Consider the following 20,236-nt stretch of genomic DNA (forward strand, 5'->3'; position numbering starts at 1 on the left):
CCCAAATTGCTGGTAATGCGACGAATAAAATCAACTATTACGTGATCGGGACACCATAATAAAAAAGGTAAATTTTTAAATCGTTTTAAATTCAGCCTATAACGAGAATTGTTTAAAATAGGCGGAATTTACCTTATTGATAAAGCAGATTATGATATTAAACTACAAAGCTACTATCTCAATATATAGCCTATTGACCTTTTTACTTTGTTTAAACAAAATGAATTGGTCAAAAGGGTAAGATGATGAAAAAACACATTTCAAAGCTCGTTTATATAGCAATTTTAAGTCTTGTAACAATAAGCCATAGCTATGGCCAAAATAGGCTTAATCGCGACAGTAGTTTTGAAGAATTTTATAAAGCGGCACAACAAGGTGAAGTCCGCGCGCAACTGGTGGTTGGCACCATGTATTCTGTTGGTAAAGGTGTCGCGCAAGATGTTGAACTTGCGGTTAGGTGGTATTGTTTGGCGGCTAGTCAAGGATATAAAGAAGCGCAATATAGCCTTGGTGTATCCTATTATGAAGGCTATGGAATAAAACAAGATAAGGCTGAAGCATTTAGATGGCTGAAATTAGCTGCTGAACAAGGTTTATCGCTCGCCCAATTTCATATTGCCATGATAAATTTTGACGGTGATGGCGTTGAAAAAACGTAACTGAGGCGGCCAATTGGTTTAAAGAGGCGGCGCTTCAAGGTGATGAGAGAGGCCAACTAAACCTTGGCATTTTGTATAATGACGGTATTTGCGTTGAAAGAAATCCAAAAGAAGCGATGAAATGGATAAAAATGGCGGCAGACCAAGGTAATGCAACCGCAAAAGACATAATAAAACGCTACAGCGCCAAACCTGCTCATTAACCAGCTCATTAAAAGTTATTTTACAATCAGATGCCCTTGCAGTGATTAGACTGCAAGGGAGCGGCTAATTTAGCTCTAAAAACGTGGAGGATGCCAATTTTTACCCGGAATGGAAGCTAATAATTGTTTGGTATAATCAGATTTTGGATTGCTATAAAGAGTGGCTGTTTCACCTTGCTCGGTAATTTGCCCCTTTTGCATAACAATAACGCGGTCGCATAATTGAGCAGCAACACGCAAATCATGGGTAACAAACACAATTGATAGCGACAATTCTTGACGCAAATGGATTAACAGCTTTAAAACCTGTTCTTGCACCGACACATCAAGGGCAGAAACTGGTTCATCAGCCACAATGATTTTTGGCTTTAATGCTAAAGCGCGCGCAATGCCAATGCGTTGGCGTTGGCCGCCTGAAAATTCATGCGGGAAACGCTCAAGGCTGCTTTGCGGCAATTCTACCAATTCAACAAGGCGGCGTGCTTCCTCATGGGCTTTTTGTTTTGCCACGCCATGAATAATTGGCCCTTGGGCAATAAGGTCAATCACCCTTTTGCGTGGATTAAGCGATGCCATTGGGTCTTGAAAAACCATCTGTATATCTTTGCGCAAGCGCCGTAATTGGCTGGCACTGGCGGTTAAAATATCTTGGCCATCAAAATGCACTTCGCCGCTATCGCTTGCTAATAGCCGCGTTATCAAGCGCGATACGGTGGATTTACCTGAACCACTTTCGCCAACAATGCCAAGGGTTTCACCATGATGCAATTGAAATGATAGATCCTTTACCGCATGGACTGCTTTACGCCCCTTTGAAAAAAAGCCCGCTTTTGCCTTATAGATTTTATTAAGCCCTATGGCATTTAACAAAACTGGCCTATCCATTGAGTTTTGCCGCTCTTCAGGGGGAACAAGCGATGGCACGGCATTAATGAGCTGTTTAACATAAGGATGTTGCGGGCGGTTTAGCACCTCATCAGCGCTGCCATGCTCGACCAATTCACCCAATTTTAAAACGGCAACAGTGTCGGCAATTTCTGCCACCACACCGAAATCATGGGTAATGAACAAAATGCCGGTTTTATGCTTGGTTTGCAATTCCTTAATAAGGTGCAAAATTTGCGCTTGTGTGGTGACATCAAGGGCGGTTGTCGGTTCATCGGCAATGATAAATTCTGGCTCTAAAATGAGCGCCATGGCAATCATCACCCTTTGCCTTTGCCCACCTGAAATTTGATGCGGATAGGCATAGTACACCGATTTTGGATCGGGGATATGCACCTCGGTTAAAATATCTATGACCTTTTGAAAGCGGTCTTTTTTGTTTAATTTGGTGTGCAAACGCAACACTTCATCAATTTGCCAGCCAACGCTTTTTTGCGGATTAAGCGCCGTCATCGGTTCTTGAAAAATCATCGCCATTTTATTACCGCTCAAGGCTTGCAGCGATTTTTCTGGCATTTTTAATAAATCTTCACCGTGATAAAGGATTTCGCCATTGCTCACTTTTACCGTGCGCGAAGGCAATAGCCCCATAATGGCGCTTGCAGTCAAGGATTTGCCTGAGCCGCTTTCGCCAACAAGGCAAGTGATTTCACCGGCATGGATTTTAAGCGATAAATCGGCCAAAGCAAAAACCCGCTCCTGCCCCTTTGGCAAGGTAATTTGCAAATGGTTAATTTCAATAATCGGTTGCTTGGTCATTTTTTCTGCCTAGGATTTAGAGCGTCATTAAGGCCTTCACCCAAAAGGGAAAATGAAAGAACCGTCATAAAAATTGCAATACCGGGAATAACCGCGCAATACCATTGGCTTTGCAGCACCGCCCTGCCCTGCCCGATCATATTGCCCCAGCTCGCATAATTTGCGTCACTTAAACCAAGAAAGGCAAGCGCCGCTTCCATCAACACCGAACTTGCCATGATAACCGACGCAAAGACGATAACGGGTGGCAAAGCACTTGGCAGGATTTCTTTAAAAATAATGGATAAATTGCTGCAACCAAGATTGCGCGCGGCTTCAACAAATTCGCGCTGCCTTAGCGACATATATTCAGCCCGCACCATGCGTGCAGGGGCAGTCCAAGAAACAATGCCAATGCAAAAAATAATATTTTCAATTGTCGAGCCAAAAATGGCCACCAAAGCCAACAGCAAAATAAAGCTTGGAATGGTTTGGAAGGCTTCAGTAATGCGCATTAAAACATCATCAATTAGGCCGCCAAAATAGCCAGCAATAGCACCAATAATAACGCCAATAATAATTGAAATTAAAGTGGCAACCACACCAATTAACAGCGATATACGTGCGCCATGAACAATGCCGGCTAAAATATCGCGGCCAAGCTGGTCGGTGCCAAGCGGGTTTGCGCTATTCATAAATGGAAAAACAAGTGCGTCACCAGCACGTCGCAGCGGGTCACCGGGCGCAATAAAACCAGCAAATAGCGCCATGCCAACAAGGATAATAAACAAAATAAGCCCAAGCACTGCCGCGCGGTTGCGGGCAAAGCGGCGCCAAAAGGCGTTAAGGCGTGATGGTTGTTTGATGTGCGGCAAAATGGTTTCAGCACTCATGATAGTTCAATCCTTGCGTCAAGGCGGGCATAAATAAGATCGGTGATAAAATTAACAATCACCACCAAAATTGAGCATAGCAATATAATGCCCATCAAAGAATTCATGTCGCGTTTGATAACCGATGTATAAGCAAGTTGCCCCAGCCCTGGAATGGAAAACATTTGCTCAATTACTACCGAGCCACCTAAAATGGTGGAAAATTGTAGGCCCAGCAAAGTGATAACCGGCAATAAAGCATTACGCATAATGTGGTGAAACATTAATCTTGCGCCGCTTGCGCCCTTGGCTTTTGCAGTGCGGATATAATCAAGATCCATAACTTCGAGCATTGAGGTACGCATTAAGCGCATATAAAAAGCAAGGTAAATTAAGGCAAGCGATGTTGCCGGCAAGATAAGATGAATAGCAATATCAAGCGCATTGCGCCAACCCGTATGAAAAGCAATAATATCCTTATAGCCGCCCGATGGTAGCCAGCCTAGTTTTAACGAAAAGACAATAATCATCAAAATCGCAAGGAAAAAGCTTGGCAATGCGTAAAAAACCAATCCAAGCGTTGAGATAACCGTATCGGTTGCCGAATAGGCTTTACGCGCGGCCAATGCACCAAGAGCAATGCCAAAAATAAAAGCGGCAAAAAGCGATGACACCATTAATAATAAGGTCGGCACCAAGCGATCCAGCAATACTTGCAAAACGGGCTGCTCATAAACATAAGACCAGCCAAAATCAAATTGCGCCAATTTAACCAAATAAAGCCATAGCTGCACATAGACGGGTTGGTCTAACCCATATTCAATACGCAAATTTTCAACAAATTTTGGATCTGCACCGCCCATATCACCGACAAGCGCATCAACCATATCGCCGGGGGCGAGATGCATAAGCAAGAAACTACCCACCATGATGAGAAGTATAACGGGAACCGCTTGTAAAATGCGGCGCAGCGCAAAGGTTAAAATGGCAGGCATGAAAACACCAAAATATTGTACATTGAACGAAAAGGCAGGGCAAAAGCCACTGCCTTTATGCTGATAAGAATAGTCGTTTAAAAAGAGTAGAAAACTGATCTATTGATCTAACCATAAATCATAATTGCTAGATGAATCCCAACGCGGTGTATTATGGTGGTTTTTCATCACCTTGCTGGTGGTTGCCACAAATGGATGCTCTATCGCGAAAATCACCGGCAAATCTTCCATTTCTAATTTTTGCATTTGATGATAAAGATCAGCGCGTTTTTTGGGGTCTATCTCAACTGCCGCTTGTTCAATAAGACTGTCCATTTTTTCCGATTTATAGCCATATTGATTGCTCCAAGGCGTGCCAGCTGGAATACCCGATTGCAGCCAAACAGTGGTGGAAACAGCTGGATCATTGCGGAATAAATGCCAGCCGCTTGCCGTGTCAAAGTCATGGTCACGATAAACGCCATTTAAAAAGCCGGGTGCATCATTGGCAACAAGTTCCACCTCAATGCCCACCTCTTTTAACGCTTGTGCATAATATTCTGCCCAAAGCTGGGTATATTCACCCCAAGGTGCTGGGCGATGACGCAATTTAAAGCGAATGCCATTGGCATCGGCTTTGTACCCAGCCTCGTCAAGCAATTGCTTGGCTTTTTCAACATCATAGGCATAGCTTGGCACATCATCGGTATAATTTGCGCCACCCGTGCTTGGAATTGGCCCATGCCCCGGCTTACCATAGCCACGCATAATATTTTTAATCGCAAAATCAATATCTAACGCATGATAAATTGCTTGGCGCACTTTTAAATTGGCAAGGATTGGATTGCGCAAATTAAATTCAACCGTGGTGTGGGCGATGTTATTTTCAAAACCTTTGGGGCCAATGTCAAATTTGCCGCTCGCGCCAAGGCGTTCCATATCCGACATAGAAATGCTGTTAAAGCCGCTTTCCATCAACTCACCTGATTGAAGTGCGGCAGCAGCTGCAGCCTTATCGGTGATAAAACGCCAAACCACACGGTCAAGATAGGGATAATTTTTGCCGCGCCAATAATCATCATTGCGTTCAGCTATAATATATTGACCGCGCTCATATTTAGAAAATTTAAATGGACCGGTACCAATTGGCGCAGCATTATATTTATTTCTTAAAATATCAGTGCCTTCATAAAGATGCTTGGGCACTGGGTGGCCAAGATCCGGCATAGCAGCTACCAACAGCTCAAGCGGCATTGGCTTTGCATAATTGAAAACTGCTTTATGCGGAGTTGGACAGTCAACCGACACCAAATTTTCTTGTAAGGTGGAGGAATAATTGAGCAAAGGTTTCCAAAGGTTCATGGCACTATAGGCAACATCATCACAGGTAAAATCAACCCCATCATGCCAGCGAACATTTTCGCGCAAATCAAAGGTAATGGTTTTACCATCTTCTGATGACGACCATTTGGTTGCTAAAACCGGCACATAACCTTCATAGGAGCGATCAATCAATGGTTCCATGATCTTGCCAGAAATCATATAAACACCAGTAGACGCCCGCAAGGCTGGATTTAAAACCCCTTGCTCTTGATTAAGGTGGAAAATGGCAGTGCCGCCCTTTTTAATTTTTTGTTCGCTTTGCGCCTCTTGAGCCATAGCAAAGCTACCGCTGCCCAAGGCCAATATAATACCAAGTCCCACTTTGAATAAATTCATAAAAATTTTCCCGTTTTATGCAACACGCCAGTTATTGGTTTTATATGTGCTACAAAACAATCTCATATCTAAATTTAAGTAAAAATAGAATTATTTTCTAAAACTATGAAGCGTTATAATTTTTAAAATCTGACCTTTATTAGAAAACTAATACTAAATTAACTATAATTTTTAGCATAAAATTCTTAAATGGAGAAATTTAAGCCACAAACCAGCCAAAGGCATCGCAAATTTTCAATTCATAGCCCACTCATTTTATAGGCTTAATTATCCATTATTTAGGCTTAATTATATTGCCACTTTGTTTTTAAACATATCTCAAAAGGTGCCTGCCAAATATTTTTATCACCTTCATAAATATTGGTTACTTCTGGATTGGGTGCCAAGTCGCTCAAATCAATTAGCTTTCCCTCAGCCCCAAATATTAAATCAAACTCATTTTTAAAAAATATCTTCTGAAAATCATCATCGTTTAATGGATATATTTTAATTTTTTCTGCATCTTTTTTTAAAATACTAATTTTTAATAAGCTTTCGTCCACATAGGGTAGGCTATATAGTGGTAAAAAATACTTCCAATTTTCTCTATCCATATATTTAAAAAAAATACCAAAACTATATAAATATTCCTGCCATTGAATATCCTTATCAATAGCCGTAAAACTTAATCGTATTGATGGTAGAACCTGCCGTTTTTCCTCATTATTAAATTCGCTTTCAACTAATTTATTGGTATTTTTCTCAACAATAATGGGCGCCGTCAGCGATAATTCGACTTTCATGCCATCAATAATCACTGAACTTTGACACAAATCCTTGCTAAGTGCTTCCGCCCCAAAAGACGGGCTTGCAAATGAAATAGCTGCTATGAATATAATAATTGAAAAAGCATTACTGACTTTAACCATTCATTCGCCTCACTAATTGCCGCCTCTGTGCTTATCATTGAGCTAATATTTTATAAATATATATTATGGGAGGCGGGTCCTTTTTAACGTTAAATATCTACGTCTTATCAAGCTGATAATAAAATAAAATATTGCTATGATTGTAATGCATAAAAATAGAACAAAATTGCCGCCAGCCACAGAAAAGTTATTTGGTAAAAATAAAAACCTCTTTATAGTGATTTCTTGATTATATTGGGAGGTATCATCATGGCGGAGACTTTTAATTATATTATTATTGGTGCAGGTACTGCTGGTTGCTTATTGGCCAATCGCTTATCAGAGAATCCAAATAATCGGGTTTTACTGTTGGAAGCAGGCAATCGCGATAATTATATATGGATTCATATTCCCGTCGGCTATCTTTATTGCATTAACAATCCGCGCACCGATTGGTGTTTTACAACCGAGCCGCAAAAAGGCTTGAATGGCCGCGCCCTAGCCTATCCTCGCGGTAAGGTGCTTGGTGGCTGCTCATCCATTAATGGTATGATTTATATGCGCGGCCAAGCGCAAGATTATGATCATTGGCGCCAATTAGGTAGCATTGGTTGGGCGTGGGATGATGTCTTGCCATTTTTTAAAAAATCTGAAGATTACTTTGGCAATGATAACGATTTTCACGGCAAAGGTGGCGAGTGGCGGGTTGAAAAACAGCGTTTGCATTGGGATATTCTTGATGCGTTTCGTGATGCTGCTCATGCCTATGGTATTCCTATTATCAATGATTTCAACCGTGGAGATAATGAAGGCATTTCTTATTTTAATGTCAACCAGAACCATGGTGTACGGCTTAATACCGCCAAAGCCTTTTTAAAGCCTGCCGCCCATCGCCCTAATTTGGTCGTGCGCACAAAGGCGCAAGTTAAGCGGCTAGAATTTTCAAAAACCAGTGAAGATGCAGGCTTGCGAGCAAGCGGCGTGGTTATTAATGGCCCAGAAGGTGATGAGACGATTTTTGCAGACCGCGAAATTATTCTTTGTGCGGGTGCCGTTGGGTCGCCGCAAATATTAGAGCTTTCCGGTATTGGTCGCGGTGATGTTTTAAAGGCCGCTAATATTGATCTTATCCGCGAGCGCAAGGAGGTTGGTGAAAACTTGCAAGACCATTTGCAATTGCGCTGCGCTTTCAAGGTGGAAAATATTGCTACTTTAAATGAAAAAGCATCAAGCCTTTGGGGTAAGATGATGATAGGCCTTGAATATTTGCTAAAACGCTCTGGCCCAATGGCAATGGCTCCAAGCCAGCTTGGTATTTTTACGCGCTCTCATGACAGTTTTACCACGCCCAATTTGCAATATCATGTACAGCCGTTAAGCCTTGGCAAATTTGGTGAGCCGGTACATAAATTTCCAGCCTTTACCGCAAGTGTTTGTAATTTACGCCCTGATAGCCGTGGCACTATTCATATTAAAAATAATGATTATAAAGAAGCGCCTGCTATTTCGCCCAATTATTTAAGCGCCGCCAGCGACCAAGCTGTTGCGGCGGATTCGATACGTATTACCCGCAAAATTGTCAAACAAGCACCTTTGCAAAAATATAATCCAGTGGAGTTTATGCCGGGCGGCAATTTTTTAAGTGAAGATGATTTAATCAAAGCTGCTGGCGACATTGGTACAACAATTTTTCATCCTGTTGGCACGTGCCGCATGGGCAGCGATGAAAACAGCATTGTTGATCCGCAGTTGAGGGTACGCGGCATACATGGTTTACGCATAGCCGATGCTTCTATCATGCCAAGAATAACGTCAGGCAATACCAATTCACCAACCTTGATGATTGCTGAAAAGGCGGCGGCTTTTATTTTAGCTGATGGTTGAATTTATCCTATAGGACACCAAATGGGCTAGCCCCGTGCCCTATTTTGCTCTCAAGATTATAGGCAATTAAAAAAATAAGGGCACGCACAAAATAATTGGCGTGCCCTAAAAATAGGTTATTTAAAAAAAGCTAATCAATTAAGCGGTCAATAATTTATCAATCATGGTGCGAAGGGCGGTTAAATCCTTAGCAAAACCACGAATACCTTCTGACAATTTTTCAGCTGCCATCACATCTTCATTCATCATCCAACGGAAGGTTTTTTCATCCATGTGGATCGGTGCTTCAGCAGTAACTGTTTCGGGTGATAATTGACGTGGCAATGCACCAGTGTCATTGGCCAATTCGTCCAAAAGCGCCGGGCTAATGGTTAGGCGGTCACAACCAGCAAGAGCTTCAATTTCACCAGCATTGCGGAAAGACGCTCCCATAACAATGGTTTTAATGCCATTAGCCTTGTAATAATTGTAAATCGAGCGAACGGATAAGACACCCGGATCAGTTTCAGCGGTGTAATCAAGACCAGTTGATTTTTTGTACCAATCAAGGATACGGCCTACAAATGGCGAAATAAGGAAAGCGCCAGCATCGGCACAGGCAATGGCTTGTGCTTTGCTAAAGAGCAAGGTCAAATTGCAATCAATGCCTTCTTTTTGCAAAATTTCAGCGGCACGGATACCTTCCCAAGTTGATGCAAGCTTGATCAAAATACGCTCACGCTCAATACCACGCTCTTTATAAGCGGCAATGATATTATGGGCTTTTTTAACCGAAGCTTCGGCATCAAAAGAAAGATCGGCATCAACTTCAGTTGAAACACGCCCCGGTACGATATTAACCAAAGCTGCACCAACCGAAATTGCAAGGCGATCCGCTATAGCGCTGATAATTGCTTCACGGCTACCATTTTGTCCCTTGCCCCAGCTAATGGCTTCACTCACCGCATCACTAAACATTGGTGTCCCCAATGCTTTTAAAACAATGGTAGGATTGGTGGTGCAATCAGTTGGCTTAAGGCGAATAACCGCATCAATATCGCCAGTATCGGCAACCACGGTCGTCATGGCACGCAATTGTTCCAATTTGCTGGTCATAGAAAACTCCAAATTCAAAATAAATGATCTATTGATTTGTTAAAATGCGCTAAAAACGACAATTTATCAATCTGAATTTTTTAAATATAGATCTGGCCTTGCCGAATTTGCAATAATTGACAACCCGTTTGGCAAATCATTTTCTTCAACCTTACGGGTAACTTCCTCTTCATCAACCCCTAAACTGCGCCATCTTTGTTGAAGTCTTTGGCGCAAATCGCTTAATTCAACCTCGACAAAAATTGTATAATCAAAAAGTGGTTTTAACCGCTGCCAAGGCGATTGAAGGGCAAGTAAATAATTGCCCTCGCAAATAATGATTTTGGTTGATTGGCTAATAAGCCTGCCGCCGGCGCGCGCAATTTCGATACTGCGGTCAAACACCGGAATGGCAATAGTATCATCTTCATTGGCTTTTAAACGTTGCACCATATGGCGTAAGCCATGGGCATCAAATGTATCAATCGCACCTTTAAAAGCGCGTCTGCCCATCTTATTCAAAACACTATCATCATAATGATAACCATCCATTGGCAACAGCGCTGCATAGCCAGTTTCGCCAGCGTTTAAAAGGTCAATAGCGTGTTCGCTAAGGGTAGATTTTCCAGATCCAGGTGCACCAGCAACAGCAATAAGCACCCTTTGGCCATTATTTTCTGCTAGCTTTTGGCGCGCAATATCAGCAATTTTTGCAGCATTTTTTGTAATTTTATCCATAAAAACCCCTATTTTCTATCGCGCAGCGAAATGGGCGCCGCTGTTAGGATAAGCACCTAAGCAACGCCCTTAGTGCATTTGGAAATTGAGGCACGCATTAAAATGCCGCCAATTTCATTGCAAAATATTATCGGCCAAGGACAAATCGCGAAAATGCCAAGGATTCTTTTGCATCTTCATCCATTTGTGCTTCATTTGCGCCATTGCTAAGATCACGCCAAACCTTAATATCAGAACCAATAGTGCCGCCGGTCTTGACAAATGGCTCCATCACGACGGCGCCTTGATAATTAATATCGCGCAAAGCAAGGCCAATTTCATGCCAAGGCAATTGTCCTTTGCCCGGTACACGCCGATTATTTTCGCCAGTATGGAAATGGCCAAGCAATGAACCAGCTGTGCGGATAGCTTCACCAAAACTATCTTCTTCAATATTCATATGGAATGTATCAAGCATGACCTTAACATTTGGTTTGCCAACATCTTGCACAAAAGCTACCCCTTCGGCGGCAGTATTAAGCACATGGTTTTCAAAGCGGTTAAGCACTTCAATGCACAAATTAATACCAAGATTATTGGCAAAATCGGCAATTGAGGTTATGCCTTCAACACCACGGGCACGATCGCCTTCCTTATCAACTGGCTTTGAATAATCAATCGGCCAATAAGAATGCAAAGCACCGCCAATAACCTTAATATCGAGCTTAGCAATATTGGTGAGGGTTTGTTCAAAAAATGCTTTACCAGCATCACGCACCGCTTTATCGGGCGAGGAAAGATTTTTATGGACCGATGGGCCAATACCAGCGGTAAGGCTAATATTATTAGCCTTAGCGATTGCAAGAATATTGGCAAGTTCAGCATCACTATAATCATTAATGTGATGGGCAGCAACTTCAATAATATCAAAACCAAGCCGCGCAACCTTTTCAACATAAGGCCCAAATTTTGCGCTCCATTCATGTTCCCAATAAGAGTAATAAATTCCGTGTTTCATAATTAATCCCTTTAAGTTGCTATTAGTGGTCTGGTAAAAGCCCCTAAAATTTGGGCTAATTGAAAAAAATCCAATAAGACTATTTTAGCTATTGCGGTAAAATGGTCTTTACTTACAATTTATGCTTTTTTAAAAACGCAGGTGCTTTAAAAACACAACCACGCATTGGGCTAAAGCCATCTTACCAGCAAGTATATCCGCCATCCACGGGCACCACAGCACCGGTCATCAAACTTGCCGCGTCAGATACAAGAAAATGCACAACACTTGCCACTTCATGCGCCTGTCCAAAGCGTCCCATCGGTGTGTCCTTACGCCAAAGATCGGCAAGACCACTTGCTTCAGCATGGGCAATGAGCGGCGTCTCAATATAGGTTGGTGCAACACTATTAACCCGCACGCCGCGATCTGCCCATTCTGCTGCGAGTGAATGGGTAAGATGATGAACACCTGCCTTGGAGGCATTATAGTGGGATTGTCCTTGCGGGCGATTAACAATAAGCCCCGACATTGAGCCAATATTAACAATAGCACCACTACCTTTGGCCAGCATATGGCGACCAAAAGCACGGTTACACCAAAATACGCCATTGAGATTGACATCATTGACACTTAGCCAATCATCATCGCTCATATTTTCAGCACCAACTGGTGGGCGGCCAATTCCTGCATTCGCTACCAAAATATCAGCAGCATCATTACGCGCTGCCATATCATCGGCAATTTTTTGCACCGCAGCAGAATTTGTCACATCAACAAGATGGGTTTCACAAGCATAACCCAAGGCTTTAAGAGCTGCGCTACCTTCGCCAAGGGCAGCTTCATCGCGATCTAGGATTGCAATGCGCGCGCCAGCTTCGGCCAAAGCATGTGCAATTGCAAGACCAATGCCCCGACTGCCACCAGTTATTGCGGCAAATTTTCCATCAAGTCTTAATTTTTGCATATACATAGTGATTATTCCTCCTAAATTTTTAACTATCAGCGCATTTATTGTTTAAAAACCAAATAAAAAACCGTGCTATATTTGACAATAAAACCCAAGCGCCTATTCATCTTCTGTGCTTGCTTTGGCTAAAAATGTGCTGGCAAGCAGCGCCATGCCGATTAGCGAGCCTATCAATTTTACTGTTCTCATCCCTGTTTCCTCCATGAATAAACGCTAAACTTGTGCAACCTTTGCATTATTAGATCGGTAAAATTTTAACTTGCATTCGTTATTGTGGTGTTTGGCCTTATTGTGGTGTTAGGTCTTTGGGCTTGGCAGTTGATGCTCTTATCACCAAATCACAGCATAATTGCTCGCGCGAGCTTGGCGCATCATTATCTTGTAAATGACGATATAAGCGCGTCCAAATAGCTTCTCCCATTTGCTTTACCGGTTGACGAATAGCCGTAATGGGCGGCGATATGGCATTCATCCATGAATAATCATCAAAACCTACCAGCGAAATATCATCGGGTACCGATAAGTGGTTTTGATTGGCGCAGCCCAAAATGGCAAGGGTGGCAAAATTGGTTAATGCGATAAAGGCAGTTGGCTGTTTTTTACTTGCCATAAAAGTGGCAAGTCGCATCAAAGCAGTTTCAAAATCCAGTCCAACCTCGATTAAGGTTGGCGCCGCAAGTCCAGCCTTTTGCAAAACATCAGCAATACCTGCACAGCGTTCACGGATATTTTGCAAGGCAAGGGTCGAGGCTGCAACCACAAAAGTTTGGTGGCCAAGATTTAATAAATGCTCGCAAGCCAACCTACCAGCATCAAAATTATCAATAATAACTGCATCACCGTCAAATGAGGATGGCAAGCGATCTACTACAACAAAAGGTATCTTAGCTTCATCAAACAAAGCTCTATTAGCAAATTCGTCATTACATGGAATAATCACTAACCCTGCAGGGCGCCATGCTAAGAGTGCAGCAATGCGCTTTGCCTCTTCTCCGCTTTCACCATGGGAACTTGCAACAATCATATCAAATCCATGGTCACGCAAATGGCTTTCAATAGCAGCAATAAGCGAAGTAAAAAATGGATTATCAAGATCTGGCACGATAGCGGCAACAATACGCGCTTTTTTAGTACGAAGCTGCGAAGCAGCGCGATCTGTTTGATAGCCCAATTCTAAAGCTGCATTGCGTACACGCTCAATTAACGCAGATTTAACTGCGCGGTTGCCACTAAAAACATTTGATACCGTGCCTGGCGATACGCCCGCTTTTTTGGCAACATCCTTGATTGAAACTGCCATATCCTCTCCTCATATCGTTTGACGATTCCTCCGCGTAAAACGATTTACGTAAAACGTTTTAACAATATTATTTTTCAAGAGCAAGACGTTTTATGTAGCACCAATAAAATTTTGGTAACGTTTATAAAAAGCTAATGTACTTTGATAGAATGCAGCTATGGCTGAACAAGTCCCCAAACCTTCATTTAGTATGACTGATGTAACGCACCTTAAGGCGGGTCGTATAGTAGCCAGCTTTTAAAGAGGCGATGTTTGCGGACGCGTTGACCGCAGCAAAGGCAGGCTGAAATTAAAACTCTAACCAGGAGTTGTCAAAGATCGAAAGCCAATATGCGCAACCTTGTCATGAGGTGAGTTGGGTGACGATCAAGATGCGGCTTTTTTGTTAGTAATACCGGCTGATGGAAAAGTAATCATTTCCAGTAAAAATGATGGCGCAGACTGCTTGAGGCAAATGGTGTTTAATAAAACACTACCCCACGTATTTTTCTGCAAAGGCGTAAAACGTTCACTATCTTCTTTGATAAAAACACTACAAATGACGTTTTTTAATAGAGAAATCATTGCAAAACCAATATTTACCGACATATCGTCACAAGATATATTGACGAGCGAAGCGGGCTTGTATCTTCATCACAGCAATCTGTATCGCAGCAGCATTGATCTTTCATCTTAGTTGATAAATCTAAGACGGGTGCATCACCTGTACCAATATATATGTTATTATAACTTTTTATAGCAACATATTACCAATTGCCTCTTGAGAAGGCTGTCTACATACATATAATTTATTCGTATTCATCATCACTGCCTTTAATTTCATTATACTCAGGATTTTCATGCGGAGTTTCTGGCGTTAAATTTTCCAATTTTTCTTTAAGTATCGCAAGTGCTTTTTTATGATGCTTTTGCTGGAAAATATTGACCGCTTCTATTAAAACGGCTTTGAATATACTAAAAGGAATTGTTATCATGTAATCAAGATAACTACCTATGTAAAGCAAAACCTTGTCTTTTGAACGGCTTAAGTTTAAGTCCGCATATTCAATAGAAAATATAGGCGGCTTGTACTCTACCGAAATACCGTATCCAATTTTTTTAATAAAACAAGAAATTGCGCCTATGAACTGTTTAATATTATAAGCGGCATCTAAATAATATTTAAGCGCCCAATAGGGATCAGACCTATCATAAGATTTACCGAACAAAGTTTCTACCAAATACACTTCAACAGGATATGCCAATAGATTTTTATCTATATTGTGGCGATCGCTTAAAAATATAGCTTTGCTTTGCTCGTTATTGGGCAAAAATTTGTCGCGGATATTAGCAAGACCTTCATGATAATGCTTTTGTTGATATGTATCAATTGCCTGAAGTGTTAATGTTTTATAAACATCGACCGGTACCAAAATGTCTTCTGCCGGTTCAAAATGTTGGTTAAAACCAAAAGTAAAATTTACAAAAGTGTTAAGCGGTTCATCATATTCGTCATGAAAGTAACAACTTGCACCTTCAAAGCTGTAAGCTAAATTTTGAGCTATAGTATAAATTACATTAAGAAATTGTCCGCTAGAATATGCAACATTATAAAACTCTTTAGCAGCAAGATATGGATCATCAATATTCCAATTTGTTATAAATAGTTTTTCCATTTAATTATCCGCCTTTTTCAAATATTATTAGTTTAATTTCTGTACCTTATGCTGGGCATTTCCTTCTCCCTAATCTGCTTTTATGCGAATTGCAGTAAGCGTTTTATTGCTATAAATAAAATTAATAATAAAAATTCTTGTAATGATAATAATAAATATACGCATAATATATGGTTGATTACTATTTTAGTTAAAAAATTGTTTATTTAAAGCATAATATAATAGATTATACAATGTTTTTAGGTTCTTAAAAATTGTAAACTACATTAATTATTATGCCCATATTATCGCGATGCCATAGTATTTAACCAGTTTTCTTGGTTATAGCGCCTTGGAGTGCGGAATCAAGGTTAAACATAGCACGATCAATCGCCAAAACTTATCTCTATAAATAATGAAATCTGGTGTGATTGCTTGCCTAATAATAACAAAAAACTCTTTAGTATTGGCGCCTTAAAAAAGCGAAGGGATTGAACTTTTCCCTTGTTTTTGAATAATCCGAGTAGTTTTTACGACCAGCTCCACGTCCTCTTTTGCCTTCACGCACACCACCAAAATAACTGTTATCAAGTTCAATTTCATCACACATAAGTTGAGGCGTTTGTTGTTCAAGTCGAGCGGTTATCTCCTCATACAACTTTCGGAAATAAAGCGTAGTTGTTTTGCTGTTTACGCTGGCAAAAACCGCAACAGCATGAGCCGTGTCGCCTTAAAAGAAATACTTAGATAGGGTCACTTATTTTACTTGTGGAAGGCGACTTTTGAGCCGTGACTTAGCCCTATGATACTAATTACTTTTTTAGATATCGATGCCAGCCTTTAAAATATTATTTACATAAGACGATAAAACGCCAAGCACTCTTTGATTAATGATGATGGAGCGGGTAGCGTAAAAGTGGTACATAGGCAAAAAGCCATAATATAAAAGCAGCGCTCCAAAACAGTGATGACATCATATATTGATAATGGACCAAGGGAAAACCATCAATAAGTTGCGGAAGCACACGCATAATACCGGCAAGACAAATTGCAAGAATGCTAAGTTTCGCTTGCCAAGGTATAATCGTCAAATCACGCCCTGAATGGCGCAAACCAGCAATAATAAGTACTGCCATAACGGCTAGTCCTAGGGTTAAAATTGTCAAAATATGCAAACCAAGATAGGGGGATATTGATGGATAGAAGCCCGATAAGCCAATTAACAACAATCCAAGACCTGCACTTAAATTGGCCATGAATAAGCATAGAATTTCTGTTTTAAACACTACCCGCCCTATAAACCACTCTGCCAACCGATCAAAAAAAGCTGCTGCGGCTGCAAATGCCAAGTAATATTGCATCATTGAATCGGGCAAGAAAAATGCAACCACACCATAAAAGGCCGTTAAAAAAGCAGCAAGATTTCGTCGTCCTGGATGCGGGCGATAGGGACTAGATTTACCACTTGGATCAAGAGCAAGATTAACAACAACAATATGAATACGCGAAAGCGACAAAGAAAACAAAATTACAAATACTAAAATTTCACTATTAAGCGCGCGGCTTGCAAGCAACACATCTTCATGCCACCAAGCCCATTTTAAACAAAATTCAACAATAATTAAAATAATCAACCAAATAGCAAATGAGACTGCTCGCGTTTGCCGTTTTTTTATGATTGGTTTTAGGATAAGAAACAATAAAAGTATTAAAAAAGAAAAATCAAAAAAACTTGCAACAATCATTAAATGATCAACACCAAACAGACCAATTAATCTCGCTGGCAACCAAAGAATAAAGAGTAAAAATAAGGTTTTACCATGAACAGGTTTAGTGTTTGTCCATTCGGCAACGGCGGAGGTTAAAAAACCTGAAAGGGCGGATGAAAAAAAGCCAAAAATCATTTCATGACCGTGCCATTGTTGTGGCACTATATAATCGCTAGCGGGAAAAGATAGCCCATAACCAACAACATAGATAAGCGGCATTAATGCTGCATAAATCGCACAAATCGGGAAAAAGAAAAAGACACCTTCGGAAAAAAATGGGCTTTTAAATAGTTTTGCTCTCATCTAAGCCTCCGTCTGCCCATTAAGCAATGCGCCAAAGGCAGGATCAACACGATAGGCTTCCATCATTTCAAAAATATCATGCTCACTGCGCTCACCTGCAATACCAGCAATATTGCGCTCGGTTATTATAGTGGCTGGCACATCACCAATTAATAAAAGCCGGTTAGCGATGCGCAAAGCTTCATGGAGATCATGGGTGATAAACAAGCCACAAAAACCAAGACCTTTTGCTTGTTGAATGATAATGTCTTGTAAATTGCGCCGCAGCCCAATATCAACAGCTGAAAAAGGTTCATCAAAATAGATTATATCAGGCTTAATGGCCAAAGCTCTTGCAACCGATACTCTTTGGCGCATACCGCCTGATAAAGCGGCGGGATATTTAAGCAAATCATCTTGGCTAAGGCCAACAGCTGCGGCCATTTTTACGACGATAGCGTGTTTTTCTTGGCGGGATAAATTATTTTTTATACCATAAGCGATATTATCAAAGGTAGTTTTCCAATTTAACAATCGCGGTTCTTGAAATACCACCGCCTGATGTTGATAATTGCGAATAATTTGACCCTTAGTTGGTTGATGAAGCCCTGCCCCCATCTGCATCAATGTTGTTTTGCCTATACCAGAGGGGCCAAGAACGGCAACAATTTCACCATCACATATCGAAAAATTTATATTTTCAACAATATTGCGGCCAAGATAGGCAAAAGCAACGTCTTCAAACAGAAGTTTCATGGCTTTAATCCTTCTTTATCGCTACAGTATCGTTTTCGCTTTTCTTTACACCCCATGGCTCGTCAGCATGGCGCCAGTTTTCCAATAATTCACGGATGGGATGAATAATGCCAAATTCTGTAATCAAAGCAAAAATAACCACCACCATTATAACAGCAGTTACCTTAGGAACATCAAATGAGGTGCGCGCTTGCGCAAGAATACCGCCCAAACCACCGCTATAACTTAGTAATTCTGCCATAACTGCTACTTTCCACGCACTACCAGCAGAAAGCGACCAAGCTGGCATGACATGAGCCACCATTTGCGGCAGGGAAATTGTTCGTAAACGCTTAAACCAACCAATGCCAAAAGCACGTGCCATAGCATCAAGATTACGATCACGCGTTGCAATTCCTTGTGCGCTACTCATAAAAATTAATGGAAAAGATGCAACGGCAATGGTCATAATCACCGATCCACCTGATGCTTCAAACCAAATAATTGCGAGTACAATCCAGCCAATTGGCGGCACACCAAGTAATATTGTGATAATAGGCCGCATAAGGCGCATGGCAGCAAAGGAATAACCGCATAATAAGCCACCCAAAGTTCCTACCAATGCGCAACATAAAAACCCGCAGACAGATCGCCACGCAGTTAACTGGACTGCTTCAATGAAACTATCTTGTTTAATTAATGCAAGTAAGCTTTTAAAGGTTTCCTGCGGCGAAGGCAGCACAAAACTGCCATAAAGCTCATGGGCCAATTGCCATAAAGCTAGAAAACAAAAAAGGCCAGCAAGGCCGGCAAAGCCTCCCCAAAAATAACGGATAAGCCAAGAGAGATGCGACATAATCCGATAGCGTATCATCCGGCAAAAAAACCATCATCTGGAAGTTGTCCACCCAAAATATCGGGATTTTTCTTCATTAATATGCCGAATAATTCTTTTAGAGATGATTGACTTTCGCGGCCACTACGAACAACTAGATTACTATATGGTAAGGCTTTAACTATGATATTGCTTGGAAAATCAAGATATTGAGCTGTTTTTTCAGCAGCATCTTGCGGATCTTTCAATATTTTGTCAGTTGCCACTTTGAAAATATCATTAAGGCGCTTAATTTTTTTATCGCCATCGTCACCTTCAAAGCCTTTTTTCACTAAAAGACCTGCTTGCGGTAAAATTCTATTACCCGTCACCTTTTGCCATAAATCTTGAACATTTAACGCACGCACGAGACCATTACGGGCAGTAGCGCTTATAGAAATAGCAGCACTCGCTACCGGCTCAACCAAGACAGCAGCATCAACGCGCCCCATCATCAACATAGGAATAGCCTCTGCATGGCTGCCAAGATAGCTTATCGTAATTTCACCTTCTGCAATATTGTGAGCCTCCAATATTGTTTGCGTAACAAGATCCGACATATCGTTTTTTAAGGGGACAGCAAGTTTTTTCCCCTTTAAATCAGCAAGTGATGTAATATTAGCATCCTTTTGCGCAACAATATATAATAATCCATCGGTTAAAATATTGGCAAGCCGCAGCTTAATACCTCTGTTATAAAGATTAGCGCCACTATAGCTTGGCATAATTGCCATATTAATTTTACCCGACGTCAATCCTGCCCGCATCTGATCAGGACTATTCCAAACTTTAAACTGACAATTGGGAATAAGTTCATCAAGCATACCATTCGCAATGGCGAAAGCTGGAACAACCGATGGTGCGGCTGGTGGCCCCCAAATAATATTGGCCGAGTTGTCATCATTTGTTTGCGCCCATGCTGAACCAGCATGGGGCAAATTTAAGGAACTTGCAGCAAAACCCAAAAGAAAACGGCGTCTGTTTGTTTTAAACATGATATTCT

The 20,236-nt window shown here is 41.3% G+C and carries 18 protein-coding genes and 1 pseudogene; 4 read left to right on the forward strand and 15 right to left on the reverse strand.

The window, feature by feature from the left end; all coding sequences use genetic code 11:
• The first annotated feature begins 245 nt into the window (after positions 1–245).
• Together N5852_RS13980 and N5852_RS14760 are read left to right on the forward strand one after the other, a co-directional pair.
• A complete protein-coding gene (locus N5852_RS13980) occupies positions 246–659 on the forward strand; it encodes a tetratricopeptide repeat protein (protein WP_262099993.1) in 414 nt (137 codons plus the stop codon).
• 62 nt (positions 660–721) lie between these two features.
• A pseudogene (locus N5852_RS14760) lies at positions 722–862 on the forward strand (hypothetical protein); the annotation flags it as partial.
• A 75-nt stretch (positions 863–937) separates the two neighbouring features.
• Here the strand turns inward: N5852_RS14760 and N5852_RS13985 are convergent.
• The 5 genes from N5852_RS13985 to N5852_RS14005 form a co-directional block, all read right to left on the reverse strand.
• On the reverse strand, positions 938–2,566 hold the full coding sequence (locus tag N5852_RS13985) for an ABC transporter ATP-binding protein (protein ID WP_262099994.1): 1,629 nt from the start codon (positions 2,564–2,566) through the stop codon (positions 938–940).
• Positions 2,563–3,438: an ABC transporter permease gene (locus N5852_RS13990; protein WP_262099995.1), complete on the reverse strand. Its 876-nt coding sequence runs from the start codon at positions 3,436–3,438 to the stop codon at positions 2,563–2,565. The genes N5852_RS13985 and N5852_RS13990 overlap by 4 nt, the downstream gene beginning before the upstream one ends.
• On the reverse strand, positions 3,435–4,412 hold the full coding sequence (locus tag N5852_RS13995; RefSeq protein WP_262099996.1) for an ABC transporter permease: 978 nt from the start codon (positions 4,410–4,412) through the stop codon (positions 3,435–3,437). The genes N5852_RS13990 and N5852_RS13995 overlap by 4 nt, the downstream gene beginning before the upstream one ends.
• A gap of 99 nt (positions 4,413–4,511) precedes the next feature.
• Positions 4,512–6,110, reverse strand: a complete 1,599-nt coding sequence (locus N5852_RS14000) for an ABC transporter substrate-binding protein (protein WP_262099997.1) — start codon at positions 6,108–6,110, stop codon at positions 4,512–4,514.
• Positions 6,111–6,394: 284 nt separating this feature from the next.
• The gene (locus tag N5852_RS14005) at positions 6,395–7,018 is read right to left on the reverse strand and encodes a hypothetical protein (RefSeq protein ID WP_262099998.1); all 624 of its coding nucleotides are present in this window, start codon (positions 7,016–7,018) and stop codon (positions 6,395–6,397) included.
• 249 nt (positions 7,019–7,267) lie between these two features.
• Between N5852_RS14005 and N5852_RS14010 the strand changes: the two genes are divergently transcribed.
• The gene (locus N5852_RS14010) at positions 7,268–8,881 is read left to right on the forward strand and encodes a GMC family oxidoreductase (protein WP_262099999.1); all 1,614 of its coding nucleotides are present in this window, start codon (positions 7,268–7,270) and stop codon (positions 8,879–8,881) included.
• Between the two features lie 138 nt (positions 8,882–9,019).
• Here N5852_RS14010 and tal read toward each other — a convergent pair whose 3' ends face one another.
• The 5 genes from tal to N5852_RS14035 all read right to left on the reverse strand — a co-directional run bounded on the left by tal (position 9,020) and on the right by N5852_RS14035 (position 13,939).
• The gene (gene tal, locus N5852_RS14015; RefSeq protein WP_262100000.1) at positions 9,020–9,976 is read right to left on the reverse strand and encodes a transaldolase; all 957 of its coding nucleotides are present in this window, start codon (positions 9,974–9,976) and stop codon (positions 9,020–9,022) included.
• A 66-nt stretch (positions 9,977–10,042) separates the two neighbouring features.
• Entirely contained in the window at positions 10,043–10,693 is a 651-nt protein-coding gene (locus N5852_RS14020; RefSeq protein WP_262100001.1) for a nucleoside/nucleotide kinase family protein, read from the reverse strand.
• 127 nt (positions 10,694–10,820) lie between these two features.
• On the reverse strand, positions 10,821–11,690 hold the full coding sequence (locus N5852_RS14025) for a D-psicose 3-epimerase (RefSeq protein WP_262100002.1): 870 nt from the start codon (positions 11,688–11,690) through the stop codon (positions 10,821–10,823).
• Between the two features lie 181 nt (positions 11,691–11,871).
• The gene (locus N5852_RS14030; protein ID WP_262100003.1) at positions 11,872–12,642 is read right to left on the reverse strand and encodes an SDR family NAD(P)-dependent oxidoreductase; all 771 of its coding nucleotides are present in this window, start codon (positions 12,640–12,642) and stop codon (positions 11,872–11,874) included.
• Positions 12,643–12,925: 283 nt separating this feature from the next.
• On the reverse strand, positions 12,926–13,939 hold the full coding sequence (locus tag N5852_RS14035) for a LacI family DNA-binding transcriptional regulator (protein WP_262100004.1): 1,014 nt from the start codon (positions 13,937–13,939) through the stop codon (positions 12,926–12,928).
• A gap of 355 nt (positions 13,940–14,294) precedes the next feature.
• Between N5852_RS14035 and N5852_RS14040 the strand changes: the two genes are divergently transcribed.
• Positions 14,295–14,615, forward strand: coding sequence for a hypothetical protein (locus tag N5852_RS14040; RefSeq protein ID WP_262100005.1), 321 nt, complete (start codon positions 14,295–14,297; stop codon positions 14,613–14,615).
• 112 nt (positions 14,616–14,727) lie between these two features.
• Here the strand turns inward: N5852_RS14040 and N5852_RS14045 are convergent, their stop codons facing one another.
• The 5 genes from N5852_RS14045 to N5852_RS14070 all read right to left on the reverse strand — a co-directional run bounded on the left by N5852_RS14045 (position 14,728) and on the right by N5852_RS14070 (position 20,228).
• Positions 14,728–15,594 (reverse strand): hypothetical protein, encoded by an 867-nt coding sequence (locus tag N5852_RS14045; protein WP_262100006.1) that lies wholly within the window; start codon positions 15,592–15,594, stop codon positions 14,728–14,730.
• 866 nt (positions 15,595–16,460) lie between these two features.
• Positions 16,461–17,645, reverse strand: a complete 1,185-nt coding sequence (locus N5852_RS14055) for an NnrS family protein (RefSeq protein ID WP_262100007.1) — start codon at positions 17,643–17,645, stop codon at positions 16,461–16,463.
• Positions 17,646–18,380, reverse strand: a complete 735-nt coding sequence (locus N5852_RS14060) for an ATP-binding cassette domain-containing protein (protein ID WP_262100008.1) — start codon at positions 18,378–18,380, stop codon at positions 17,646–17,648.
• Between the two features lie 4 nt (positions 18,381–18,384).
• Positions 18,385–19,233, reverse strand: coding sequence for an ABC transporter permease (locus N5852_RS14065; RefSeq protein WP_262100009.1), 849 nt, complete (start codon positions 19,231–19,233; stop codon positions 18,385–18,387).
• Complete coding sequence (locus tag N5852_RS14070; protein WP_262100010.1) at positions 19,230–20,228, reverse strand: ABC transporter substrate-binding protein; 999 nt, start codon at positions 20,226–20,228, stop codon at positions 19,230–19,232. The genes N5852_RS14065 and N5852_RS14070 overlap by 4 nt, the downstream gene beginning before the upstream one ends.
• Positions 20,229–20,236: the final 8 nt, after the last annotated feature.

The sequence above is a fragment of the Bartonella sp. HY328 genome, from assembly GCF_025449335.1.
Classification (GTDB): Bacteria; Pseudomonadota; Alphaproteobacteria; order Rhizobiales; family Rhizobiaceae; genus HY038.

Excerpts from the sequence above, each read along its gene's own strand:
- N5852_RS13990 (WP_262099995.1), bottom strand. The coding sequence starts at position 3,438 with ATGAGTGCTGAAACCATTTTGCCGCACATCAAACAACCATCACGCCTT.
- N5852_RS13985 (WP_262099994.1), bottom strand. The coding sequence starts at position 2,566 with ATGACCAAGCAACCGATTATTGAAATTAACCATTTGCAAATTACCTTG.
- tal (WP_262100000.1), bottom strand. The coding sequence starts at position 9,976 with ATGACCAGCAAATTGGAACAATTGCGTGCCATGACGACCGTGGTTGCC.
- N5852_RS13980 (WP_262099993.1), top strand. The coding sequence starts at position 246 with ATGAAAAAACACATTTCAAAGCTCGTTTATATAGCAATTTTAAGTCTT.
- N5852_RS14055 (WP_262100007.1), bottom strand. The coding sequence starts at position 17,645 with ATGAGAGCAAAACTATTTAAAAGCCCATTTTTTTCCGAAGGTGTCTTT.
- N5852_RS14005 (WP_262099998.1), bottom strand. The coding sequence starts at position 7,018 with ATGGTTAAAGTCAGTAATGCTTTTTCAATTATTATATTCATAGCAGCT.
- N5852_RS14000 (WP_262099997.1), bottom strand. The coding sequence starts at position 6,110 with ATGAATTTATTCAAAGTGGGACTTGGTATTATATTGGCCTTGGGCAGC.
- N5852_RS14065 (WP_262100009.1), bottom strand. The coding sequence starts at position 19,233 with ATGATACGCTATCGGATTATGTCGCATCTCTCTTGGCTTATCCGTTAT.
- N5852_RS14010 (WP_262099999.1), top strand. The coding sequence starts at position 7,268 with ATGGCGGAGACTTTTAATTATATTATTATTGGTGCAGGTACTGCTGGT.
- N5852_RS14035 (WP_262100004.1), bottom strand. The coding sequence starts at position 13,939 with ATGGCAGTTTCAATCAAGGATGTTGCCAAAAAAGCGGGCGTATCGCCA.
- N5852_RS14030 (WP_262100003.1), bottom strand. The coding sequence starts at position 12,642 with ATGTATATGCAAAAATTAAGACTTGATGGAAAATTTGCCGCAATAACT.
- N5852_RS14020 (WP_262100001.1), bottom strand. The coding sequence starts at position 10,693 with ATGGATAAAATTACAAAAAATGCTGCAAAAATTGCTGATATTGCGCGC.
- N5852_RS14045 (WP_262100006.1), bottom strand. The coding sequence starts at position 15,594 with ATGGAAAAACTATTTATAACAAATTGGAATATTGATGATCCATATCTT.
- N5852_RS14025 (WP_262100002.1), bottom strand. The coding sequence starts at position 11,690 with ATGAAACACGGAATTTATTACTCTTATTGGGAACATGAATGGAGCGCA.
- N5852_RS13995 (WP_262099996.1), bottom strand. The coding sequence starts at position 4,412 with ATGCCTGCCATTTTAACCTTTGCGCTGCGCCGCATTTTACAAGCGGTT.
- N5852_RS14060 (WP_262100008.1), bottom strand. The coding sequence starts at position 18,380 with ATGAAACTTCTGTTTGAAGACGTTGCTTTTGCCTATCTTGGCCGCAAT.
- N5852_RS14070 (WP_262100010.1), bottom strand. The coding sequence starts at position 20,228 with ATGTTTAAAACAAACAGACGCCGTTTTCTTTTGGGTTTTGCTGCAAGT.